The sequence below is a fragment of the Thioalkalivibrio sp. ALE20 genome (assembly GCF_000381405.1).
Classification (GTDB): Bacteria; Pseudomonadota; Gammaproteobacteria; order Ectothiorhodospirales; family Ectothiorhodospiraceae; genus Thioalkalivibrio.
On sequence record NZ_KB906485.1, the window covers coordinates 20,027 to 39,893 of the forward strand.

The window sequence follows — 19,867 nt, forward strand, 5'->3', positions numbered from 1 at the left end:
GAGTCAGTCGCCGGTTTCGTGCTCCAGGTGGTCGATCAGGCGCTGGATGTCGCCCGGGTCGGTATCCGCGGGCACGCGTTCCAGGACGTACTGGCGGCGCTGCTCCGGCGTGAGCGGGTCACGCTCGTCCAGCAGGCCGTGTTCCTTCAGCCAGGACTCCAGCTGTTCACGCTGCCTGGTCCGCAGGCGCTGCTCGGTGCCGCTGGCCATGGTGATTGGATCCTGGCGCAGGCCCTCCAGCAGCTCTACAGGGTCACCCCCCGTTTCTTCCGCACGTCGTACCACGCCCTCGAGCGTGTTGTCGGTCAGCACGCCGTCCGCGTGCGCCTGTTCCAGGATTCCCCGGTTCACCGGTTCGCCATGGCCGATCCGCCAGGCGTCCAGCCAGTGCTCCAGAGCCATGCTGCGATGGGCCAGGGTGGTGCGCCGGCGTGTCTCGGGCAGGGCGCGGGCGGCGATCCGGCTGTCCAGCAGGCTGCGCAGCGGTCCGACCCGCTCCACCCGCCAGTCCTGCATCAGGCTCCGCGCGGTGGCCGGGTCGTCGAACAGCACGTGCAGCAGATGGACCTCTTCGGCCGGAGCCGTCGGTTCCGGGCTCGGGACCCCCAGCTCGCGGGCCCAGCTGGCGATGTCCCGGTCGCCGGGTTCGGGGATGGTCGGCGCGGCGGGAAGGCGGAAACGGGCCGGAGTCCGCCCCGAGCCTTCCCCGGACTTGTCCATCGCGATGCCGCGTACGGCCTGCAGGTCGACCCGGTGAGGTGACTCGCCGGTGGCCTGCTGCCACAGCTGCACCTCGTAGTCGCTGGCCGCCAGATACAGGATCTGTCGATCCTGCGCGAGTTCGCGCAGGGTGCGGAACATCACGCCGGCGCGTTCGGGGTCGGTAGTGGCCAGGGCTTCGTCGATCAGCAGCGGCCAGCGCCGTGATCCGTCGCCGGCCTCGCGGGTCTCCACGCGGGCCAGACGCAGGGCCAGCAGCAGCTGCATGCGGGTAGCGGTGGAAAGCTCGCCGGGGGTGCGCAGGGCCCCCTGCACGCGGTCCTCGCCGAGGAAGCCGTCGTCCTCGTCGCTCAACCGCAGGGTCCACTGGTGGTGGGTGAAGCGGGCGAAGGCCTCGCGCGCGCGGCGCAGCAGCTCGGGTTCTTCCTCGCGGCGGAACTCGTCCTGGATGTCGTCCAGCAGGAACCGGCCGGCGGTGCTTTCGAGGGCCCTGGCGCGGTGCTGCTCCAGCGCCTCGCGCGCGCCCTGTTCGGCCGCCATGGCCCGTTCGCGTTCCCCCTTGAGCCCGGTCTGGCGGATGCGTTCCCGGATCTGGCTGCGTTCCTCGCGCAGTTCCTCCAGCCGTGCGGCGCGGTCGACCGCCTCGGTGTGGCGCCGGGCCAGGGTGTCGCGCTCGCCGGGGGAATCCTGCGTGCCGGCCAGGGCGAGCAGGTCCGGACGGGCCTCCAGTTCGCGCGCGAGGTCGTCGCGGCGCCGGCGCTGTTCTTCCCGCTGGTCCCGCAGTTCGCGCCACGCCTCGTGCTGCTCCAGACGCTGTTCCAGAATGCCGCGCTGATCCGGCCCCAGGCCGACCTCGGCCAGCTCGCGGGCGGTTTCCTGCTCGATCTCCTCCAGCGTGTCCCGCAGCCGCCGCGCCTCGCGTTCCTTCTCGGCGGCCTCGCGCTCGGCCTCTGCGGCCTCGTCGGCGCGCTCGCGCAGGGCGGCCACGGCAGGCGCCAGATCGACGTGGGCCGGGGATGCGTCGGGCGCGGCGTCGGTTTTGGTGCCGGGCCAGCGGGCGAGGGCTTCGCGCAGTTCCGTGGACAGGGCCCGGACGCGGCCGGCGGTGTCCGCCCGCCGGGCTTCGGCTTGCTGCAGGGCCAGCTCGGCCTGCTGCAGCTCGCGGGTGCGCTGGAGGAAATCGTCGAGCCGCCCGGCAAGCGTCGGGTCGAAGCCGGCTTCGCGTGCGAAGGCGGCCTCTTCCTGTTCCAGTTCCTGCAACTGTCGGTCCACGCTGTCGCGCTCGGACCGCAGCGTGCGGGCCTCCTCGAAACGCTGGCGGTCCAGCCGCAGTGTATCGCGGCGGCGTTCGATGGCCTCGAGACAGGCGCGCACGCCGGCCGGGTCCCACGGCGCATCGGGGGCCTTGTCCAGGCCCAGCGCCGTGAACTCCCGGGTCAGCTGGTCGCGGCGGGCGTCCGCGGCCAGCGCTTCGGCCGAGCGGCGCAGACGATCCGGCAGGATCCCGGAGACCATCCCGGGAAACCGCAGCGGCAGCAGCGCCAGCAGCATCACGCCGCCGCCCACGGCAGCCAGCCAGCCGGGGCCGACGAGGCCGCCAACCACGGCGATGATGGCGCCCAGGCCAGCCCCGAGCACGGTCGGGAGGACGGGACGCTCGCGGTCGGCCGGCGACGGCAGGGCCAGCCAGTCGTACAGCAGCCGGGCGCCGCGTTCGTGGCGTTCCAGCTCCTCTTCCGGGGAGGACTCCGGGGCACCCTGCACCCGGTTCTCGAGGACGGTGCGGCGGTCTTCCAGCTCGCGCCGGCGGCGGGCGAGATCGTGCGCCCGGTCGAGGCTGGCGTCATCCAGTTGTGGCAGTTCGCGGGCGGAGTCCTCGCGGCCGTCGAGCCGGGCGAGGGCCCGGTCGCGCGCGGTACGCGCGTCGGTACAGGCGGTGTCGGCGTCAGCCAGTGCCCGTTCCTGCTGGTGCAGGGCCTCCAGACGCCCGCGCAGGCGTTCGAGTTCGGCGGGATCCGGTCGGGCGTTCTCCAGCCCGGTACGTGCCAGCCGCTCGGCGGCCTGCCGGCGGGCCTGTTCTGTGCGGGCGAGTTCTTCGCGGGCGTGCTCACGGCGGCGGTCCAGTGCGGCGAGGCGTTCCGGTTCGCGGCCGGTCAGGCGCTCCATGTGGGGCGGGAAGTCTTCCAGGCGTGCGGCGGTCCCGCGCAGCGCCTGTTCGGTGTCCAGCAGGCGCAGTGCGGTCTCCAGGGCCTGCTGCTCTTCCTGCGCCTCCATGGCCTGCGCGATCTCGCGGTCCAGCTCCGGCAGGCGCTGTTCCCCGGCGGCGGCCTGGCGCTGTTCTCGCTCGACCTCCTCGCGCTGCTGCCGGGCCCGTTCCAGCGCCTGACGCTCGCGGTGTCCGGCGCGCGGGGCATGCGGGAACAGCTCGTCGCGCAGTGCGGGCAGATCCAGCCCGCCGTTGAGTTCCCGGCGCAGCTGGCGGGCGAGCGCCTGCTCGCCGCTGCCCTGGATCTGCACCAGGTCCTCGACGCCGATCAGGTAGCTGTCGAGCAGATCCGCCGGGGGCGGGGCGGGCGGTTCGGCCGGGCGGCCATCGCACTGCCACGCCACATGTGCCCCGTTGCGGTCCACGGTCCACAGATGGCGCCCGTCGTGGAAGCCGGCGGTCAGCGACAGCTGGTGCGGGTCGCCCGGGCGATGCCCGGCCAGCAGATGGCGCAGGGCGCGGATCAGGCTGCTCTTGCCGGAGGCATTCGGCCCGGTGACGAAGTTGACCGCCGGGTCCAGAGCGTCGATCACGAAGCCCCGATCGATCCCGGGCAGCCGGCGGATCTCGATGGATTGCAGTTTCACGCGCCGGCCTCCGTCTCGGCCAGCAGGCGTTCCAGCAGGCGGCTGCCGGTATCGGTCAGGTGTTCGGCGATGGCTTCTTCATCCAGTGCCGCCGCGGGCAGGCCCTGCCAGCGGGCGTCGTCGGCGACCGGTGCCAGCTCGTCGCGTGCGCGTTCGATCAGCGCGCGGCGGTCGGGGTCGTCGGCCGGGCGGTGCAGGTCGCGCAGCCGGCGGGCCAGCAGCCCGGCGTGGTCCTGCCGGCGGGCCAGTTCATCCAGATCGACCGGCGGCCGGGTATCGGCGAGGATGCGCTCGATGAAGGTGAAGCGCTCGGGGCTGGCGGCGATGCTCTCCTCGCGATGCCCGTCCAGCTGGTGTGCCACCTCGCCGGCGAGGGTGGTGGCCCCGGTCAGGCGCAGGCGCAGGCCCAGCGCGCGCGGCGGGACCGGGCGGGCGTCCAGTCCCGCTTCCAGCTCGCGCAGCTGCTGCAGCAGGCGGGTGCGGGCCTGTTCGGCGGTCTCGAGGCCGGTCAGGTCGAGATCGACGCGGGCCCAGTGCAGCGGGGCGAGGCACTGCTGTTCCAGGGACTGGATGCGGCCCGCCGCCACGGTCAGCAGCCACGGGCCGCGCGCGCCGTGTTCGCCGGGGTGCAGGCCGGTAATGGAGCCGAGGTAACCGCCGGTGTAGCGCCCGTTCGTGCCCGCCGCGTCGAGGGCGTCCGGGCGATGGATATGCCCCAGCAGCCAGGTATCCAGTCCGGCGCCGGCCAGTTCGGCCGAGCGCACCGGGGCGTAGTGCGAGTCGCGCGCGTCGCGGTCGGCGTGCAGCAGGCCCAGCTGAACGCCGGCCGCGGCCCCTTCGTTCGCGTGGAAGTCGTGTCCGGCGAGCGGGCTGGTGGTCACCCGCCGCGACGGGAATGACCAGCCGTGCAGGGTTACGCGGTCTTCGCCGGTCCCCAGGGTGACGCTTTCCCAGGCCCCGCCACGGCCCAGCAGGTGGAAGCCCTCGAGTTCATCGGCCAGACGCGGCAGCACGGCCACGTCGTGGTTGCCGGCCACGCCCGCCACGCGGATGCCGGCCCCGGTCAGACGGTCGATGCCGGTGCGCAGCTGCCGGTAGGCCTCGAAGAAGTCGTCCTCGCGTTCGACCAGGTCCCCGGCCAGTGCCACCGCGTCCACCTGCTGTTCGATGGCCAGGCGGACACAGCGCTCCCAGGCCTCGGCCGGCCCCAGGCGCGCGCCGTCGTCGGCCAGCGCGGCCGGCAGCCGGGAGGGACGGCGACCCAGGTGCATGTCGCCCACGGCGAGGATTCGAACGGGCATGGAGATCCCTTTCCGGTGTTCGGGGCCCTATGGTCGCACCGCCGGAGGCAGGGGAGAAGTGGGCCCGCCCCCTGTATCCGGAGGGGGACAGGAGTGTCCCCTGTGGGTGATGCTGGTGCATCACAACGGGACCTTTTCGGGGGGGCAACGCCATGAAGGACTTCAGCATGCGGGAGACCCTGGGTCTGCTGCGCAGTACCGCACCGTTTCTGGTGTTCCGTTTCGTCATCTACGTGGGGATCACGCTGGCGTACGTGATTGGCACGGGGGTCGGTGCGGGCCTCGGCTACGGGATCGGGTATATCGGCGACAACCCCGGGGTATTCGGTCTGTTGGGCGGCTTCATCGGCTTCGGCCTGGTGGGCGCGGTGGTGTACTTCTTCCGCGAATACCTGCTGTACATCGTGAAGGCCGGGCATATCGCGGTGCTGGTGGAGCGCATGGACGGGCAGGAGCTGCCGCAGGGCCGCGGCCAGATCGAGCACGCGCGCGAGGTGGTGCGCGAGCGCTTTGCCCAGGCCTCGGTGCTGTTCGCGGTGGACCAGCTGATCAAGGGCGTGCTCAAGGTCTTCAACCGAGCCTTCTTCAGCATCGCGGCGTTGATCCCGCTGCCCGGGACCAGGGGGCTGGCGAGCTTCATCAACACGGTCATCAACCTGTCGCTGACCTACCTGGACGAAGTGATCCTGGCCTACAACATCCGCACCCGGGCCGATAATCCGTGGGCGGCCAGCCGCACCGCGCTGATCCTGTACGCGCAGAACTACAAGGCGTTCCTGAAGAATGCATTCTTCCTCGCGTTCTTCATCTGGGGCATGACCTTCGTCGTGTTCCTGATCATCCTCGCACCGATCGCCGGGCTGGTGGCGCTGATCCCGGCGCTGGCCGGCCCGCTGACGGTGATCATCGCCCTGGTGCTGGCCTGGGGCGTGAAGCAGGCGGTGATCGAACCGGTGGGCATGGTCGCGCTGATGCAGGTGTTCAACCGCGTGACCGAGGGCCAGGACCCCGACCCGGAATGGGAGGGGCGGCTGGAAAAACTGACCGGCAAGTTCGGCGAGATGCGGCAGAAGGCCGCCGCCTGGACCGGCGGTTCCGGGCGTTCCGATGAGGCCGATGGTATGGCGACGGCCGGTGCCGCCAGCGGTGGTAGCGAGGGGGCTGACCGTGATGCCCCGACAACAGGCCCTGGCGAGCAGGATCCGGAAGATCGTGGTCGGGACGACCACGGATCCGACCGTTAGGAACGCGCGGCCGTCGGTCTTCCGGATCCGGGGCAGGGACGTCCACCACGCCCGGGCGGATGCAGTAGCATGCGCCTCATGGACGCAGAGACCGACACCGGGGAGGGCGCGCGCCGGCTGGCCGAGCGGCTGAAGGCGCGCTATCGCAAGCGGATCACCGGCGAGCTGGTGATGCCCGCGCGGCCGGCCAGCACCGCGCCCATCCCCGACGACCTCGATCCGGCGATCGCCTCCGCGCTGCGGGCGCGCGGCGTCGAGCGGTTGTACAGCCACCAGCGGGCGGCCTGGGATCGGGTGCGTGCCGGGCATCACACCGTCGTGGTCACGCCCACCGCGTCGGGCAAGACCCTGTGCTACAACCTCCCGGTGCTGCAGGCGGCGCGCGAGCGCAAGGCGAAGGCGCTGTATCTGTTCCCCACCAAGGCGCTGTCGCAGGACCAGGTGGCCGAGCTGATGGAGCTCAACGAGGCCGGTGATCTGGGCGTGCGCGCCTACACCTTCGACGGTGACACCCCGGGCGATGCGCGCAAGGCGGTGCGCACGCGCGGCGACATCGTGGTGACCAACCCGGACATGCTGCATCAGGGCGTGCTGCCGCACCACACCAAGTGGGCGCAGTTCTTCGAGAGCCTGGAGTACGTGGTCATCGACGAGACCCACAGCTACCGCGGGGTGTTCGGCTCGCACGTGGCCAACGTGATGCGCCGGCTGCGCCGGGTCTGCCGCTTCTACGGCGCGGATCCGGTGTTCATCCTGAGTTCCGCGACCATCGCCAACCCGCAGGAGCTGGCGGAAGGGCTGGTGGGCGCATCGGTGGAGGCGATCACCGAGAGCGGCGCCCCGGCCGGTGAACGCCACCTGCTGCTGTGGAACCCGCCGGTGGTCAACGCCGATCTGGGCATCCGCGCCTCGGCGCGTTCGCAGGTCACGCGCATCGCGCGCATGGCGCTGCGCTCGCGGTTGTCCACCATCATCTTCGCGCGTACGCGGCTGATGGTGGAGATCCTCACCCGCTACATGAAGGACGTGTTCGACAACGACCCGCGCAAGGCGGCGCGGGTGGCCGCCTATCGCGGCGGCTATCTGCCGAACGAGCGCCGCGAAACCGAGAAGGCGCTGCGCGGCGGCAACGTCGACTGCGTGATCGCCACCTCCGCGCTGGAGCTGGGCGTGGATATCGGCAGCCTGGACGTGTGCCTGCTGACGGGCTACCCCGGCACCATCGCCAGTACCTGGCAGCGGCTCGGCCGCGCCGGGCGGCGCAACCGGCCGTCGCTGGGCGTGCTGGTGGCCAGTTCCGAGCCGCTGGATCAGTACATCATCCGCAACCCGGAGTTCTTCCTCGGGCAGTCGCCGGAGCAGGCGCGCATCGCCCCGGACCAGCTATTGATCCTGCTGGACCACGTGCGCTGCGCCGCCTTCGAGCTGCCGTTCCGGCGCGGCGAGACCTTCGGCGGCGAAGATCTGGAGGCGCTGCTGAATTACCTGGAAGAAGAGGGCGTGCTGCACCGCGAGTCCGACACCTGGCACTGGACCGAGGACAGCTACCCGGCGCAGAGCGTCAGCCTGCGCTCGGTGGCCGAGGGCAACTTCGTGGTGGTGGACACCAGCGACGGGCAGCAGAACATCATCGCCGAGGTGGACTTCTCCAGCGCCGCCGAGACCCTGTACGAGGGCGCGATCTACCTGGTGCAGGCGGTGCCCTACCAGGTCGAGCACCTCGACTGGGACGGGCGCAAGGCCTTCGTCACCCGCACCCGCGCCGACTACTACACCGACGCCATCGACTACACCCGGCTGAAGATCCTCGACGACTTCGAGCGCAGCGCGGCCGGGCAGGGGGAGGCCGCGCGCGGCGAGGTGCATATCGTCCGCCGCATCCCGGGCTACAAGAAGATCCGCTACTACACCCACGAGAACATCGGCTACGGCAATATCCATCTGCCGGATCAGGAGATGCACACCACCTCGGTGTGGTGGCAGATGGCGCCGGAAGCGCTGGAGGAGCGTTTCGCCTCGCGCCACGAGGCGCTGGACGGCTTCCTCGGCGCGGCCTACGCCATGCACCACGTCGCCGCGCTGGTGGTGATGTCGGAACCGCAGGATCTCGGTAGAGCGGTGGGTGACGGCGACGCCCGCTGGTTTGCCACCGTGGGGGCCGGCGGGCGGGGACAGCTGCGCACCCTCGACGGCGGCGAGCGCGACCCCGAGCAGGAGGCGCGCTTCCGCCCGGCGGTGTTCCTGTACGACAACTATCCCGGGGGCGTGGGGCTGTCGTCGCCGCTGTTCGATGCCCGGGCGCGGGTGGTCCGCGACGCCCTGGCCTTGATCCGCAACTGCGGCTGTGCCCATGGCTGTCCCGCCTGCATCGGCCCGATCCTAGCCAGCGACGAGGTGCGCGGGTTCTCGCCCAAACAGGCGGCGCTCACCGTGCTGGAGGCCCTGGACGTGGAAGCGGCGGCATGAGCCTGTCCGACCGGCTGAATACCCTGCGACGGCAGGCCGGCGTGACCCCGGAACGGCGCAACGCGGACGAGGTGGTCCGCGACGGGGCCGGGCCCTCCGGTACGGCCCCGGGGGCTGAATCCGGGGAAGAAACCGGTTCGATGACGGACGCCTCTGCAGATCCGCGGGATGCGTCGGAAAACGAAGGATGCGTGCGCGAAGGTCGGGCGCCGGCGACCGGGCAGGGCGAGAGCCCGCAGCGCGCCCGCGCGCTGGCCGAGCTGCGCGAACGGATCCGGCGTATGGGGGCTGCGCCGAAACCGCCCACCCCGCAGAACGCCAGGCACTCCGCCGTATCCCCCGCAGAGGGAAAGGCAGTCGGGAAGGCAAACAGCGCGACGGCGCCCGCCATGAGCCCCAATGGCCCGGCCGTATCCGTCGACGAACTCGCCGAACGTCTCGGCGGCAGTCGCATTGGCGAACACGTGATCCTGCTGGATCGCGAGCTGCCACCGGGGCACGAACATGGCCGGCTGACTCTGGGGGAGACCCTGGGGGCGGCGTGGCCGTTCTGGGAGGCCGGCGAACGGGTGGGCTTCATCGACACCGAGACCACGGGGCTGGCCGGCGGTGCCGGGACCGTTGCGTTTCTGGTGGGCCTGGCGACCCCGAGCGGCGAGGGCCTGCGCCTGCGCCAGTGGCTGATGACCGCGTTCGCCGGCGAGGGCGCCATGCTGGAGTCGGTGGACGCCGCGCTGGCCGGCTGCGAGCGCCTGGTCAGCTACAACGGCAAGACCTTCGACCTGCCGCTGCTGCGCGACCGCCGGCGCATGCAGCGTCGAAACGATCCGGCGGACAGCGCCCACACCGACTTTCTCCATTCGGTACGTGCGCTGTATGGCCATGCCTGGCCCGACTGCCGACTGCGCACCGCGGAAGAACGACTTCTGGGGCTGCAGCGCACCGATGACCTCCCCGGTTCCGACGCGCCGTGGGCCTGGCAGGCGTATCTGCGCTTCGGTCAGGCGGATTTGCTGCAGCGTGTGGTGCGGCACAATGCCGACGATATCTTCAGTCTGGCCGTTCTGGGTCCCGCGCTCGCCGGGGTGCTGGCCGACCCGCCGGCGCAGCTGGCTTCGCCCGAGGGCGCCGCGCGTCTGTTGCACCGGCTTCGGGGGCCGGTGGAAGCCCGCCGGCTGCTGCAGCAATGCGAACAACGGCTGACCCCCGCCGGGCAGTTGTGGCTCGCCCGGGAATGGCGTCGCGCGGGTGTCCGGGAACGCGCGGTCGCCCTGTGGCAGCCTCTGGCCGAACAGGGCCATCCGGAAGCCATCGAGGCCCTGGCCAAATACCACGAGCATCAGCGCCGTGACCCCGCGACCGCCCTGGAGTGGGCGCGTCGCCTGCCGGATTCTGCCGCCGCGCGTGCGCGGTGTGCCCGTCTGGTACAGCGCCTCGGCCGGGATGCAGGCCTGCTCGCCGACGCGAGCCCGGACTCGGCCCCCGATCGGCCAGAGGGCTGGCCTCCCACCGGTTGAAGCCGGGCTTGGCCCCGACCGGTCCGTTCCGGTGCCGGGGATTTGTTACGATTCCGGAATCCCTCGCCACGTCGAGTCCATGCCCATGCGCCTGTCGAACGAAACCCGCGAGACGATTCGCACCACGGTGCGGGAGGTCTTTGGCGAGGAGGCTCGCGTGCTGCTGTTCGGTTCGCGCACGGATGATGCCGCGCGCGGCGGGGACATCGACCTGCTGGTGGAGCTGCCGCAGTCGATGCCGGATCGGCGGTCGCGGGAGCTGACCCTGGTGGCGCGCCTGCAGAGGCGCCTGGGGGATCGCGAATTCGATGTGGTCACCATCGATCCCGATACGACCTGCGAGCCGATTCACCGCGAAGCCCGTCGCACGGGGGTGCCGCTGTGAACGAGGAAAGTTTGCTGCCAGTCGATCGCTTTCTGCAGACGCTGGAGATCGTGCGCCGGGAGGGAGAACATCTGGATTGGAGTCGCGGGCGGCTGGCAGCGGAATCGATCGACGCTGAATGGGTGCGAGCGGCGGACGACGCCCCGGAGCGAGCGGAGCGCATGGAAGCATTCGTGTCCCGTTTCGGCCGCATGCAGGACACCATCGCCGACAAGCTCCTGCCACGCTGGCTTCTTGCGCTGGCGGAAACACCGGGCAGTCAGATCGAGGTCCTCAATCGGGCGGAACGTCTGGGTGTGATCGAGGACCTGGAAGACTGGCTTGAAGTGCGGCGGCTGCGCGACCGGCTGGTGCACGAGTACATGCGCGATCCGGAGACCTTCGCCGAAGACCTTTGTCGTACCCGCGCGCACACGGATATGCTGCTGGACACCTACGAGCGGGTGCGGCGTTTCGCGGTGGAGCGCATGGGACTGGATTCCACGGCGGTGCCCGTATCGCTTGCGGGAGCGGAATAGTGCCGGCATGTCGCTGATCCGGCGCTATCCGCCCAAGGCGCCGGCGCCCCGCCGGGAGATCTTCGGCTGGGCGATGTTCGATTTCGCCAATCAGGCGTACACCCTGCTGATCATCACCGTGATCTTCGGCGATCTGTTCACCCGCGTGATCGTGGGGGACGGGCCCGATTACCGCCTCGGCAATCTGCTGTGGAGCGTGGCGCTGGCGGTGAGTTACGGGATGGTGGTGCTGCTGGCGCCGCTGGCGGGGTCGATCATGGATGCCACGGCCACGCGCAAGCGGTTCCTGCTGGGCTCATGGCTGTTGACTGTGGTCACCACGGGACTGCTGTATTTCGTCGAGCCGGGGCTGATCTGGTTCGGCATGGCGCTGATCGTTGCCTCCAACTTCGGGTACGCCATCGGCGAGTCGTTCATCGCCAGTTTCCTGCCGGACCTGGGCCCGCCGGAGCGGCTGGGCTGGATCTCGGGGCTGGGCTGGGGGCTGGGGTATCTGGGCGGTCTGGTGGCCACGGCCTTTGCGCTGGGGCTGCTGGGCGAGGTGACCGAGGACAACTTCGACCGCATCCGCTGGGTGGGGCCGTTCGCGGCGGCGTTCTTCCTGGTCTCGGCGCTGCCGACCTTCCTGTTCCTGAAGGAGCGCGGCACGCGCCGCGAGCTTGCGCGCCGGGTGCAGCTGGGGCTGGGCTGGCGGCGCGTGCTGCTGGCGCTGCAGCGCCTGAGCGAGGATCGCGCGCTGCGCAGCCTGTTCGTGTCCATCTTCTTCCTGATGGCGGGGATCTACATCATCATCGCGTTTACGTTCATCTACGGCTCGCAGGTGATCGAGTGGGATGAGTCCACGCGGGTGACGATGTTCGTGATCACCCAGATCACGGCGATCGTCGGGGCGATCGGGTTCGGCTGGCTGCAGGATCGCGCAGGGCCGGTGCGGATCTACCGTCTGACGCTGATCATGTGGTGTCTGGCGGTGCTGGCGATCTACGCCACGCCGACGGTGGCGGACGCGCTGGCCGCGCTGCTGGGCCGCCCGGTGGAGGCGCAGGAGGTGTTCCTGGTGGTGGGAGCGGTCGCCGGCCTGAGCCTGGGGGCGGCGCAGTCGGCCGGCCGCGCGCTGGTGGCGATCATGTCCCCGCCGCGCGAGGCCGGGCGCTGGTTCGGGTTCTGGGGGCTGGCGGCCAAGGCCGCGGCGATCTTCGGCCTGCTGGGGCTGGGCCTGCTGCAGACCTGGCTGGGGCTGGCCAACGCCATCCTGTTCTGTCTGGCGCTGTTCGTGATCGCCCTGATCGCGTCTGCCCCGGTGCGCACGCCCGACCACATCGCCGGCGTGTGAACCGTTGAGCCGGCCGGAGCCGGCTCGCGGTTTATGGCTCAGTGCGCGTGGTGGCCCTGGTGCAGGTATTCCACGCCGTCGAGGCTCTGGAGCTGGATCTCGCGCACCGGGATGAAACGGGCGCTGCCGGGGGTCACGATCTCTTCGGTTACGCGCATGCGGTAGGGCGGCTCGTGGTTGAGCAGCTGGCCCACGTAGCGCTTGCCTTCGGCCTCCACGCGCACCGGAGTGGTGTTTTCGTACTGGCTGAAGTTGTAGGAGACGTTGCGCGGGTACTGCAGGTTGCCTTCCGAAAAGGTGCTCATCGCCGGATTCTCGCTGTTGGGTTCATGGGATCGCAGACCATTCTACCCGCTCTGCTTGATGGTGGCGAAGGCATCGAGGGCGGCCTGGCGACTCTGTCAGGGCCGGCAAGAGCCGCGGGCGGCGTCAGTCAACCACCCATTCCAGTATTTCGCTGAACATCCAGATTGTTGGTTCGCGGTCGCCATCGAAGGCCCGGACGGCGGTTTCGACAATTTGCCACTGCGGGACGAGACCCCAGTTTACGGAGACACCGGAAAATGCCGCCAGATCTTCGATAAAGAGCCTCTGCGTTCGTCCGTTGCCTTCCGGGAAGGGGTGCAGGCGATTGATCAGGTCGTAATAGCGAGCGAGATTCCGAGTGAATGGCTCGCGGTCCAGTCCCCGAAGAAAATCCTGTTCGGCCAGTTCCGTGTAGATCTGATGAGCGTAGTGTTCGATGGACCCGGCGGGGGTGAATTCGCAGTAACCCTTGCGGATGTCGAACGAGCGGATATGCCCCGCCCAGTCATAAAGGTCCTGAAAAATCTGGTGGTGGATGTGACACAGGTGTTCGAGGTCGAATGTGGCGGGGCGGTGGGGTCGATCCCGGTACTCTTCGATGCGGACCCAGGTGAGGGATGCTTCGGCTTCGGCAAGTTCCCGGCGGTCTTTCAGACCGAGGTGGTTGATGTAGACGTTGGTGCCGGGCCAGGTTTCAGGTTCGACCGGCATACCAGGAACGGATCTCGCCAACGGCCTTGTCGGCATTGATCTCCCCGCGAGCCATGGCTGCGACCAGGGCTTCGGTCCGCGGGTCGGCGTGCAGTCCTTCAAGGCGGACGTTGGCGCGGGATCGCCGCACGCGCTCAACCGGGTCGTGTGGCCCGAGGGGCTGCAAGCTAAGGCGTGGTCTCTTGATCGGCTTCATTTCCATTCTCAATCCAGCAAAACTCTCTAACATTACAGTGTAGCACCGTACGTTTCGCCCGGTCTGCGATGACGACGACGGTGCCTCAACCATGGTCGGACCTCGGCGGGTTCTTGATGGTGGCGAAGGCATCGAGGGCGGCCTGGCGGCTCTGTTTCAGGTCGACCATGGGGGCGGGGTAGTCGGCGGCGAGGCCGGGGCGCAGCTGGTGGATGTCGCGGGCGGGGGCGCGGGCGAGTTCGGGGACGAAGCGCCGGATGTAGGCGGCGTCGGGGTCGAAGCGTTCGCCCTGCCGCTGCGGGTTGAAGACGCGGAAGTAGGGCGCGGCATCGGCGCCGCAGCCGCCGGCCCATTGCCAGCCGAGGGTGTTGGCGGCGAGGTCGGCGTCGACCAGGGTGTCCCAGAACCAGCGCGCCCCGGCATGCCAGTGCAGGCGCAGGTTCTTGGTGAGGAAGGAGCCGACCGCCATGCGCATGCGGTTGTGCATCCAGCCGGTCTCCCACAGCTGGCGCATGGCGGCGTCGATCACCGGGATGCCGGTACGACCCTGCTGCCAGCGCTCCAGGTCTTCCGCCGACTCGCGCCAGGGGAAGGCCTCGAAGCGCGGGTTCAGGGGTTGCTCCGGGGTGTGCGGGAAGTGGTACAGCACGTGGTGGGCGAAGTCGCGCCAGCCGAGTTCGCGCACGAAGGGCTCGGCCGAGCCGTCGGTCGGCTCGTACCCGGCCTGGCGCAGGGCGCGCAGGATCTGCGTCGGGCTGATCTCGCCGAAATGCAGATGCGGCGACAGCCGCGAGGTGCCGTCGGTGTCGGGACGTTCGCGGCGTTCGGCGTAGGCGCCCACGCCGTCTTCGATGAAGCCCTGCAGACGTTCCAGCGCGGCGCGTTCGCCCGGGTTCCAGGCGGCGGCCAGCCCGCTGTCCCAGCGGATGCGCGGCAGCAGGTCGAGGGCCTCCAGCGGTTCCGAGGCCGGGGGCGACGGCGGTGCGGGGATACGCGTCGGGGCAGGCAGCGGGTCGCGTTCCAGCCCGCGTTTGCAGGCGGCGCGCCAGTACGGGGTGAAGACCCGGTAGGGCGTGCCCTGGCCGGTGGCCAGTTCCCGGGGTTCGTGCAGCAGGGCGGCGGCGAAGCTGTGCACCTCCAGGCCGTCCTCGCGCAGCGCGGCCTTGATGGTGGCATCGCGCGCGGTGATCGCCGGTTCGTACAGGCGGTTCCAGTAGACCGCGCCGGCGCCGGTCTCGCGCGCCAGCGCGCGGAGCTGCTCAAGGCTGGGTCCCCGGCGCAGGGTCAGCGTCGCCCCCAGGGCCTCGAGCTCGCCCCTCAGCGCCTGCAGGCTGTGATGCAGCCACCAGCGCGACGCCGCGCCGGGGGCCCAGGGCGCTTCTTCGTCCGGCGCGTGGATGTACACCGGGATTACCGGGCCGCCCCGGGTTACGGCGGCGTGCAGCGCGGGCTGGTCGGCCAGACGCAGGTCGCGGCGCAGCCAGACGAGGGCGGGGGACGGGGTACTCACAGGCGGTCTCCTTCGCGCAGGCGCCGGCGCAGCTCGCCCGCGCGGTCGTGGATCTGCTGCAGGCGTTCGGGGTCCATGCGTTCGACGTGCTTCCACTGCAGCGCGGTGCGCGGGTGGCGGGCGAAGCGCTCGCGGTGGCGATCGAGGAAATCCCAGTACAGGGTGGTGAACGGGCAGGCACGTTCGCCGCTGGCCTCGCCCGGGTCGAAGCGGCAGTGGCGGCAGTAGTTGCTCATGCGCTGGATGTAGCGCCCGGTGGCCACGTAGGGCTTGGAGGCCATGCGCCCGCCATCGGCGTACTGCGACATGCCGAGCACGTTGGGCAGCTCCACCCATTCCACTGCGTCCACGTAGATGCCGAGATACCAGGCGTGGATCGCGCGCGGCTCCACGCCCAGCAGCTGGGCGAACAGCCCGGTGACCATCAGGCGCTGGATGTGATGGGCGTAGCCCAGCCGCAGGGTCTGGCCCACCGCCTGCGCCAGGCAGGTCATGTCGGTGTCGGCGTCCCAGTACAGCCGTGGCAGCGGTTCGTGGGCGTCCAGCGCGTTCCAGGCGTGCCAGTCGTCGCCGAAGTGGAAATACAGCCCGCGCACGTATTCGCGCCAGCCGAGGATCTGGCGGATGAAGCCCTCCACCGCCTCGATGGGCGCGTGCCCGTCGTGCCATGCGGCCTCGGCCTCGCGGATGGCCGCGCGCGGATCCAGCAGGTGCAGGTTGAGCGCGGCGGAGATCCGCGCGTGGTAGAGCCACGGCGCATCGGTCCACATCGCATCCTGCCAGGTGCCGAAGTCGGGCAGCCGGTTCCGGATGAAATCCTCCAGCGCCGCCTGCGCCTGCTCCGGGGTGACCGGCCAGTCGAAGTCCTCCAGCTCGCCCGGCAGGTCCGGCAGGTGGGTGCGCACGTCGTCGATCGCCTCTCGGGTGATGGCATCTGGCGCGAAGCTGGCGGGCTCCGGGATCAGGCCGGGGCCCTGACGGCCGAAGCTGCCTCGGTTGCTGGCGTCGAAGTTCCACGCGCCGCCGGCGGGCGCCTCGCCGTCCATGAGCACGTCGTGCTCGCGGCGCAGCTTGCGGTAGTAGTGCTCCAGGCGCAGTTCGCGGCGCGTCCCGGCCCAGCAGCCGAAGGCCTCGGGGGTGTCGATGAAATGCGGGTCCTCTTGGATCTCCAGCCGCACCCCGTGACGTGCGGCGGCGTCTTCCAGGTCCCGCTGCACGCGCCGTTCGCCGGGCTGCAGTACGCACAGGCGCTGCGGTCGCAGACGTGCGAGGTCGTGTTGCAGCGCCCCACCGAGGTGTTCCTGTTCCGGGCCCTGCGCGGAGTCGAGCGTAAGGTAGTGCACGGTCAGCCCGGCCGCGCGGCGGCGTTCGGCGAAGTGGCGCATCGCCGCCAGGAACAGCGCGGTGCGGGCCCGGTGCGAGGGGACGTGAGTGGATTCGCCGGTGACTTCGGCCATCCACAGGGCATCCTGTGCCGGGTCGAGGGTGGCGAGGACGGGGTGTTCGGGGGCCAGCTGGTCGCCGAGGACGATCAGCAGCGTGCGCAGGGGCGTCGCCATCGCCTCGGGCCCATCCGGGGGGTCAGCCGCGGCCCAGGTACTGCCAGAGCCGGTCGGTGGCTTCCAGGGGGGCGCCGGGCAGGACTTCCACCGGACGCTGGCGGTCGAGCTTGGACAGTTCAAGGGCTGCGGAGCCGGCCAGGTAGACCGGTGCGCCGGGTGCCGCCAGGATTCCCTCCACCTGATTGAGGTCCGGGCTGCGCAGCAGTCGCGACGAGCCGTGCAGGACAATCCCGCGCGCACCCAGGGTGCCGACCAGCGACTCCAGCGCGGCCGCGCTGGTCGCGTCGAACAACGACAGGGTTGCGAGACCGCGCCGGGCACAGCTGACCTGGAGCAGCATGCCGCCGACCTGTTGATGACCGCCGCCGAGCACCAGGCAGGGTGCCACAGGCCCTTCGCAGGCCCGCAGGGCATTGCGCAGCTGGTCGGCCAGGGCGGCGGTGGCCCAGGCGGAGAATACTGCCAGGCGCACCTCGCCCTCCGGCGAATGGCGGGACTCCTCGCGCAACTGACGATAAACCTCGAGGAAGGCGCGTTCGTGCACCCCGTCCCATCCGTGGCGCATCACCAGTCGCGCGTAGGCGCGGTCCAGCTGCTCCACGTCCAGCGGGTCCACCGCGTGGTAGAGCGCGTCGGCGATGGGGTCGGCGGTATGCGGGGCAATCCCGGGGCCACTGATCGCCGGCCGCCGGCCGGGTGCCGGCGAGGCGGGTGCGTCGTCCGCCTCGGGGGCGGCCGATTCCTGTGCCGCGGCGTCTTCGTCGCGCTGCAGCACGCGATGGACCTGCGAGACCGGGATGCCCTGGTCCAGCAGTTCCATGATCCGACGGACCCGCCGGATGTCCTCCTCGCTGTAGAGGCGGTGCCCCTTGGGGGTGCGCATCGGGCGAATGAGCCCGTACCGACGCTCCCACGCGCGGAGGGTGACATCATTGATGCCGGTCTCCGCACAGACGTGCCGGATCGGGTACAGCCCCGCCTGCTCGTTCGAGTCGTTGTCGGTTGCGATGGCCATGCTCCGAACTATACAGGATCTGTACAGACCATGTACGAAAAAGGTGGATGCCGGCTCGGGAATTCCGCGAGGGAATGCTTGATCAACTTGAGCGGTCTTACAGACATTACACGTCCGGATTGAGGTAGGCCATGAGTTTCATGAATCCCGTGTCCGAAATGCGCCGCACGCTTGCGGTTCTGGCGGCGGGTCTGGCGCTGGTCCTGGCCGGAGCCCATCCGCTGGCGGCCGAGCCGGCGAATCCGGAGATGGCCGACAGCATCTCCCCGTATCTGCGTCTGCACGCGGAAGATCCGGTGCAGTGGCGGGCCTGGGACCGGGACCTGCTGGACGAGGCGCGCGAAAGCGGTCGGCCGCTGCTGATCTCCAGCGGTTATTTCTCCTGCCATTACTGTCACGTGATGCACGAGGAAAGCTTTCTCGACGAGGGCATCGCCGAGCGGCTCAATGAGCATTTCATCCCGGTCAAGCTGGACCGCGAGGTGCATACCGCGCTGGACACCTACCTGCTGGAGTTCCAGCGCGCGACCGGGGGCAGCGCCGGCTGGCCGCTGAACGTGGTGGTGATGCCCGAGGGCCATGCGCTGACCGGGGTGGTCTATGCCCCGCGGGATGGCTTTGCCAACTTCCTCGACGGCGTGATGGAGCGGCTGACGGCGGATGAGGAGCGCCTGGCCGAACTGGCCGCCGCCGGCTCGCGCGAGCTGGAACAGCGTCTGCGCGACGGGGAGCAGCCCCTGTCGGCGGAGCGTGCGGCACGTCTGCCGGACGTCCTCTGGAGCCGCATGGAACGCGAAGCGGATGATCTGGGCGGGGGCTTCGGGCAGGAGACCAAGTTCCCGCATTCCCCTTATCTGGATGCACTGCTGACCGCACAGGAAGACACCCGCGCTCCGGACTGGGTCGGGGAATTCCTGAGCATCACTCTGGAAGAGATGGCCGGATCCGGGCTGCGCGACGTGCTCGGCGGCGGCTTCTTCCGTTATTCGGAAACCCCGGACTGGGGGACGCCTCACTTCGAAATCATGCTCGAGGACCAGGCGCAGCTGGCGCGTGTCTACCTGCGTGCCGGCGAGCTCTTCGGGCGCGAGGACTGGACGCGGATCGGCCTGGAGACTCTCGATTTCGTCGGCCGCGAGATGGCCCTGCGCGATTCCGACCCCGGCGCGGCGGGCGCACCGGAGAGCGATTTCCGGGGCTTTGCCTCCAGCCTGTCGGCGCTGGACGACGAGGGCCGCGAGGGCGGTGCCTATCTGTGGCCGGGCTCGGCCCTGGACGCCGCGCTGGAGGATCACCCCAAGCCGGAGCTGGTGCGGGCGCGCTTCGGCATGGACGGCGCACCTGCGTTCAGCGCGGGGCATCTGCCGGCCGACCGGATGGACACCGCAGCCCTGGGCGAGCGCTTCGGCCTCGACGAGGACCGGGTGCGCGAGTACGTCGACCGGGGGCGCGAGGCGTTGATCGAGGCGCGTCAGGAACGCGGCCTGCCGCGTGACGAGAAGGTGCTGACCGGCGCCCATGGTCTGCTGCTGTCGGCGCTGGCCGAGGCGGTGCGTCAGGATCTGGGCGAGGAGTACGCGGCCATGGGCCGGGACGTGCGCGACTGGCTGGCGGCACGCGCCGACGAGCCGGAGGACCTGCCGGCGCTGCTGGGCCTGCCCGCCGACGAGGCGGGTCCGGCCACGCTCCCGGATTACGCGTACGTGGCACGTGGCCTGCACGACTGGGACGCCGCCACCGACAGCGGAGACGGCGAGCGGGTGCGCGCCCTGCTGCGTACCGCCTGGACGCGTTTCTCCGGCGAGGACGGGTTCCGCACCACCGAGGACCCGCCGCTGCCGGGCATGATCGCCGAGCGTTTCCATCCGGCCGTGCACCGCCCGTCGGGCACCACCGCCGTGCTGCAGCTGACGGCCGAACACGCCGCCGCGGATGCGGATCTAGAGTCCGCGCTGGCCGACTATGCGCTGGAGCCGGGGCGGGGCATCGAGAGCAATCCCCTGCACCACGCGGGCCTGATCCTGTGGCTGGAGGATCGCGGGGACAACGTTCGAAGGTGAATGGGATGGAAAGGCGAGGGATAGGGTTTTGTGAAGTTATTCCCTTGATTCCCGTGTCCACATACGGGAGGGTTTTCCGACAAACTACGCCCTGACCCTGGACTGAACCACGGAGTGGTTAATGCCTTCTCGCAATGGACTGTTCTTCACCCTCGCGCGTGCGGGGGTGG

General features: G+C 70.1%; 15 protein-coding genes. 7 read left to right on the forward strand and 8 right to left on the reverse strand.

Features of this window, described 5'->3' with window-relative positions; genetic code table 11:
• Positions 1–3: 3 nt before the first annotated feature.
• Together F790_RS0113020 and F790_RS0113025 are read right to left on the reverse strand one after the other, a co-directional pair.
• Complete coding sequence (locus F790_RS0113020) at positions 4–3,573, reverse strand: hypothetical protein (RefSeq protein ID WP_019591954.1); 3,570 nt, start codon at positions 3,571–3,573, stop codon at positions 4–6.
• Entirely contained in the window at positions 3,570–4,874 is a 1,305-nt protein-coding gene (locus F790_RS0113025; RefSeq protein ID WP_019591955.1) for a DNA repair exonuclease, read from the reverse strand. The genes F790_RS0113020 and F790_RS0113025 overlap by 4 nt, the downstream gene beginning before the upstream one ends.
• A gap of 152 nt (positions 4,875–5,026) precedes the next feature.
• Between F790_RS0113025 and F790_RS0113030 the strand changes: the two genes are divergently transcribed.
• The 6 genes from F790_RS0113030 (at position 5,027) to F790_RS0113055 (ending at position 12,337) form a co-directional block, all read left to right on the forward strand.
• A complete protein-coding gene (locus tag F790_RS0113030; RefSeq protein WP_019591956.1) occupies positions 5,027–6,118 on the forward strand; it encodes a hypothetical protein in 1,092 nt (363 codons plus the stop codon).
• 69 nt (positions 6,119–6,187) lie between these two features.
• Entirely contained in the window at positions 6,188–8,584 is a 2,397-nt protein-coding gene (locus tag F790_RS0113035) for a DEAD/DEAH box helicase (protein ID WP_019591957.1), read from the forward strand.
• Positions 8,581–10,101 (forward strand): ribonuclease H-like domain-containing protein, encoded by a 1,521-nt coding sequence (locus tag F790_RS0113040; RefSeq protein ID WP_019591958.1) that lies wholly within the window; start codon positions 8,581–8,583, stop codon positions 10,099–10,101. Before F790_RS0113035 ends, F790_RS0113040 begins: the two co-directional genes overlap by 4 nt.
• Before the next feature lie 85 nt (positions 10,102–10,186).
• Positions 10,187–10,486: a nucleotidyltransferase domain-containing protein gene (locus F790_RS0113045; protein ID WP_018945842.1), complete on the forward strand. Its 300-nt coding sequence runs from the start codon at positions 10,187–10,189 to the stop codon at positions 10,484–10,486.
• The gene (locus tag F790_RS0113050; RefSeq protein WP_019591959.1) at positions 10,483–11,004 is read left to right on the forward strand and encodes a hypothetical protein; all 522 of its coding nucleotides are present in this window, start codon (positions 10,483–10,485) and stop codon (positions 11,002–11,004) included. Before F790_RS0113045 ends, F790_RS0113050 begins: the two co-directional genes overlap by 4 nt.
• 7 nt (positions 11,005–11,011) lie before the next feature.
• Entirely contained in the window at positions 11,012–12,337 is a 1,326-nt protein-coding gene (locus F790_RS0113055; protein WP_019591960.1) for an MFS transporter, read from the forward strand.
• Between the two features lie 38 nt (positions 12,338–12,375).
• Here the strand turns inward: F790_RS0113055 and F790_RS0113060 are convergent, their stop codons facing one another.
• The 6 genes from F790_RS0113060 to F790_RS0113085 form a co-directional block, all read right to left on the reverse strand.
• Positions 12,376–12,642, reverse strand: coding sequence for a hypothetical protein (locus F790_RS0113060; RefSeq protein ID WP_019591961.1), 267 nt, complete (start codon positions 12,640–12,642; stop codon positions 12,376–12,378).
• Positions 12,643–12,766: 124 nt separating this feature from the next.
• Entirely contained in the window at positions 12,767–13,354 is a 588-nt protein-coding gene (locus F790_RS0113065; protein WP_019022198.1) for a Fic family protein, read from the reverse strand.
• Positions 13,338–13,484: an antitoxin VbhA family protein gene (locus tag F790_RS14405; protein ID WP_232199282.1), complete on the reverse strand. Its 147-nt coding sequence runs from the start codon at positions 13,482–13,484 to the stop codon at positions 13,338–13,340. The genes F790_RS0113065 and F790_RS14405 overlap by 17 nt, the downstream gene beginning before the upstream one ends.
• Positions 13,485–13,635: 151 nt before the next feature.
• Positions 13,636–15,060, reverse strand: coding sequence for a deoxyribodipyrimidine photo-lyase (locus F790_RS0113075; RefSeq protein ID WP_019591963.1), 1,425 nt, complete (start codon positions 15,058–15,060; stop codon positions 13,636–13,638).
• A complete protein-coding gene (locus F790_RS0113080) occupies positions 15,057–16,619 on the reverse strand; it encodes a cryptochrome/photolyase family protein (protein WP_019591964.1) in 1,563 nt (520 codons plus the stop codon). Before F790_RS0113080 ends, F790_RS0113075 begins: the two co-directional genes overlap by 4 nt.
• Positions 16,620–16,641: 22 nt before the next feature.
• On the reverse strand, positions 16,642–17,637 hold the full coding sequence (locus tag F790_RS0113085) for a MerR family transcriptional regulator (RefSeq protein WP_019591965.1): 996 nt from the start codon (positions 17,635–17,637) through the stop codon (positions 16,642–16,644).
• A gap of 131 nt (positions 17,638–17,768) precedes the next feature.
• Between F790_RS0113085 and F790_RS0113090 the strand changes: the two genes are divergently transcribed.
• Entirely contained in the window at positions 17,769–19,697 is a 1,929-nt protein-coding gene (locus F790_RS0113090; RefSeq protein WP_019591966.1) for a thioredoxin domain-containing protein, read from the forward strand.
• The last annotated feature ends 170 nt before the right edge of the window (positions 19,698–19,867 follow it).

Excerpts from the sequence above, each read along its gene's own strand:
- F790_RS0113025 (WP_019591955.1), bottom strand. The coding sequence starts at position 4,874 with ATGCCCGTTCGAATCCTCGCCGTGGGCGACATGCACCTGGGTCGCCGT.
- F790_RS0113030 (WP_019591956.1), top strand. The coding sequence starts at position 5,027 with ATGAAGGACTTCAGCATGCGGGAGACCCTGGGTCTGCTGCGCAGTACC.
- F790_RS0113035 (WP_019591957.1), top strand. The coding sequence starts at position 6,188 with ATGCGCCTCATGGACGCAGAGACCGACACCGGGGAGGGCGCGCGCCGG.
- F790_RS0113040 (WP_019591958.1), top strand. The coding sequence starts at position 8,581 with ATGAGCCTGTCCGACCGGCTGAATACCCTGCGACGGCAGGCCGGCGTG.
- F790_RS0113045 (WP_018945842.1), top strand. The coding sequence starts at position 10,187 with ATGCGCCTGTCGAACGAAACCCGCGAGACGATTCGCACCACGGTGCGG.
- F790_RS0113055 (WP_019591960.1), top strand. The coding sequence starts at position 11,012 with ATGTCGCTGATCCGGCGCTATCCGCCCAAGGCGCCGGCGCCCCGCCGG.
- F790_RS0113060 (WP_019591961.1), bottom strand. The coding sequence starts at position 12,642 with ATGAGCACCTTTTCGGAAGGCAACCTGCAGTACCCGCGCAACGTCTCC.
- F790_RS0113065 (WP_019022198.1), bottom strand. The coding sequence starts at position 13,354 with ATGCCGGTCGAACCTGAAACCTGGCCCGGCACCAACGTCTACATCAAC.
- F790_RS0113080 (WP_019591964.1), bottom strand. The coding sequence starts at position 16,619 with ATGGCGACGCCCCTGCGCACGCTGCTGATCGTCCTCGGCGACCAGCTG.
- F790_RS0113085 (WP_019591965.1), bottom strand. The coding sequence starts at position 17,637 with ATGGCCATCGCAACCGACAACGACTCGAACGAGCAGGCGGGGCTGTAC.
- F790_RS0113090 (WP_019591966.1), top strand. The coding sequence starts at position 17,769 with ATGAGTTTCATGAATCCCGTGTCCGAAATGCGCCGCACGCTTGCGGTT.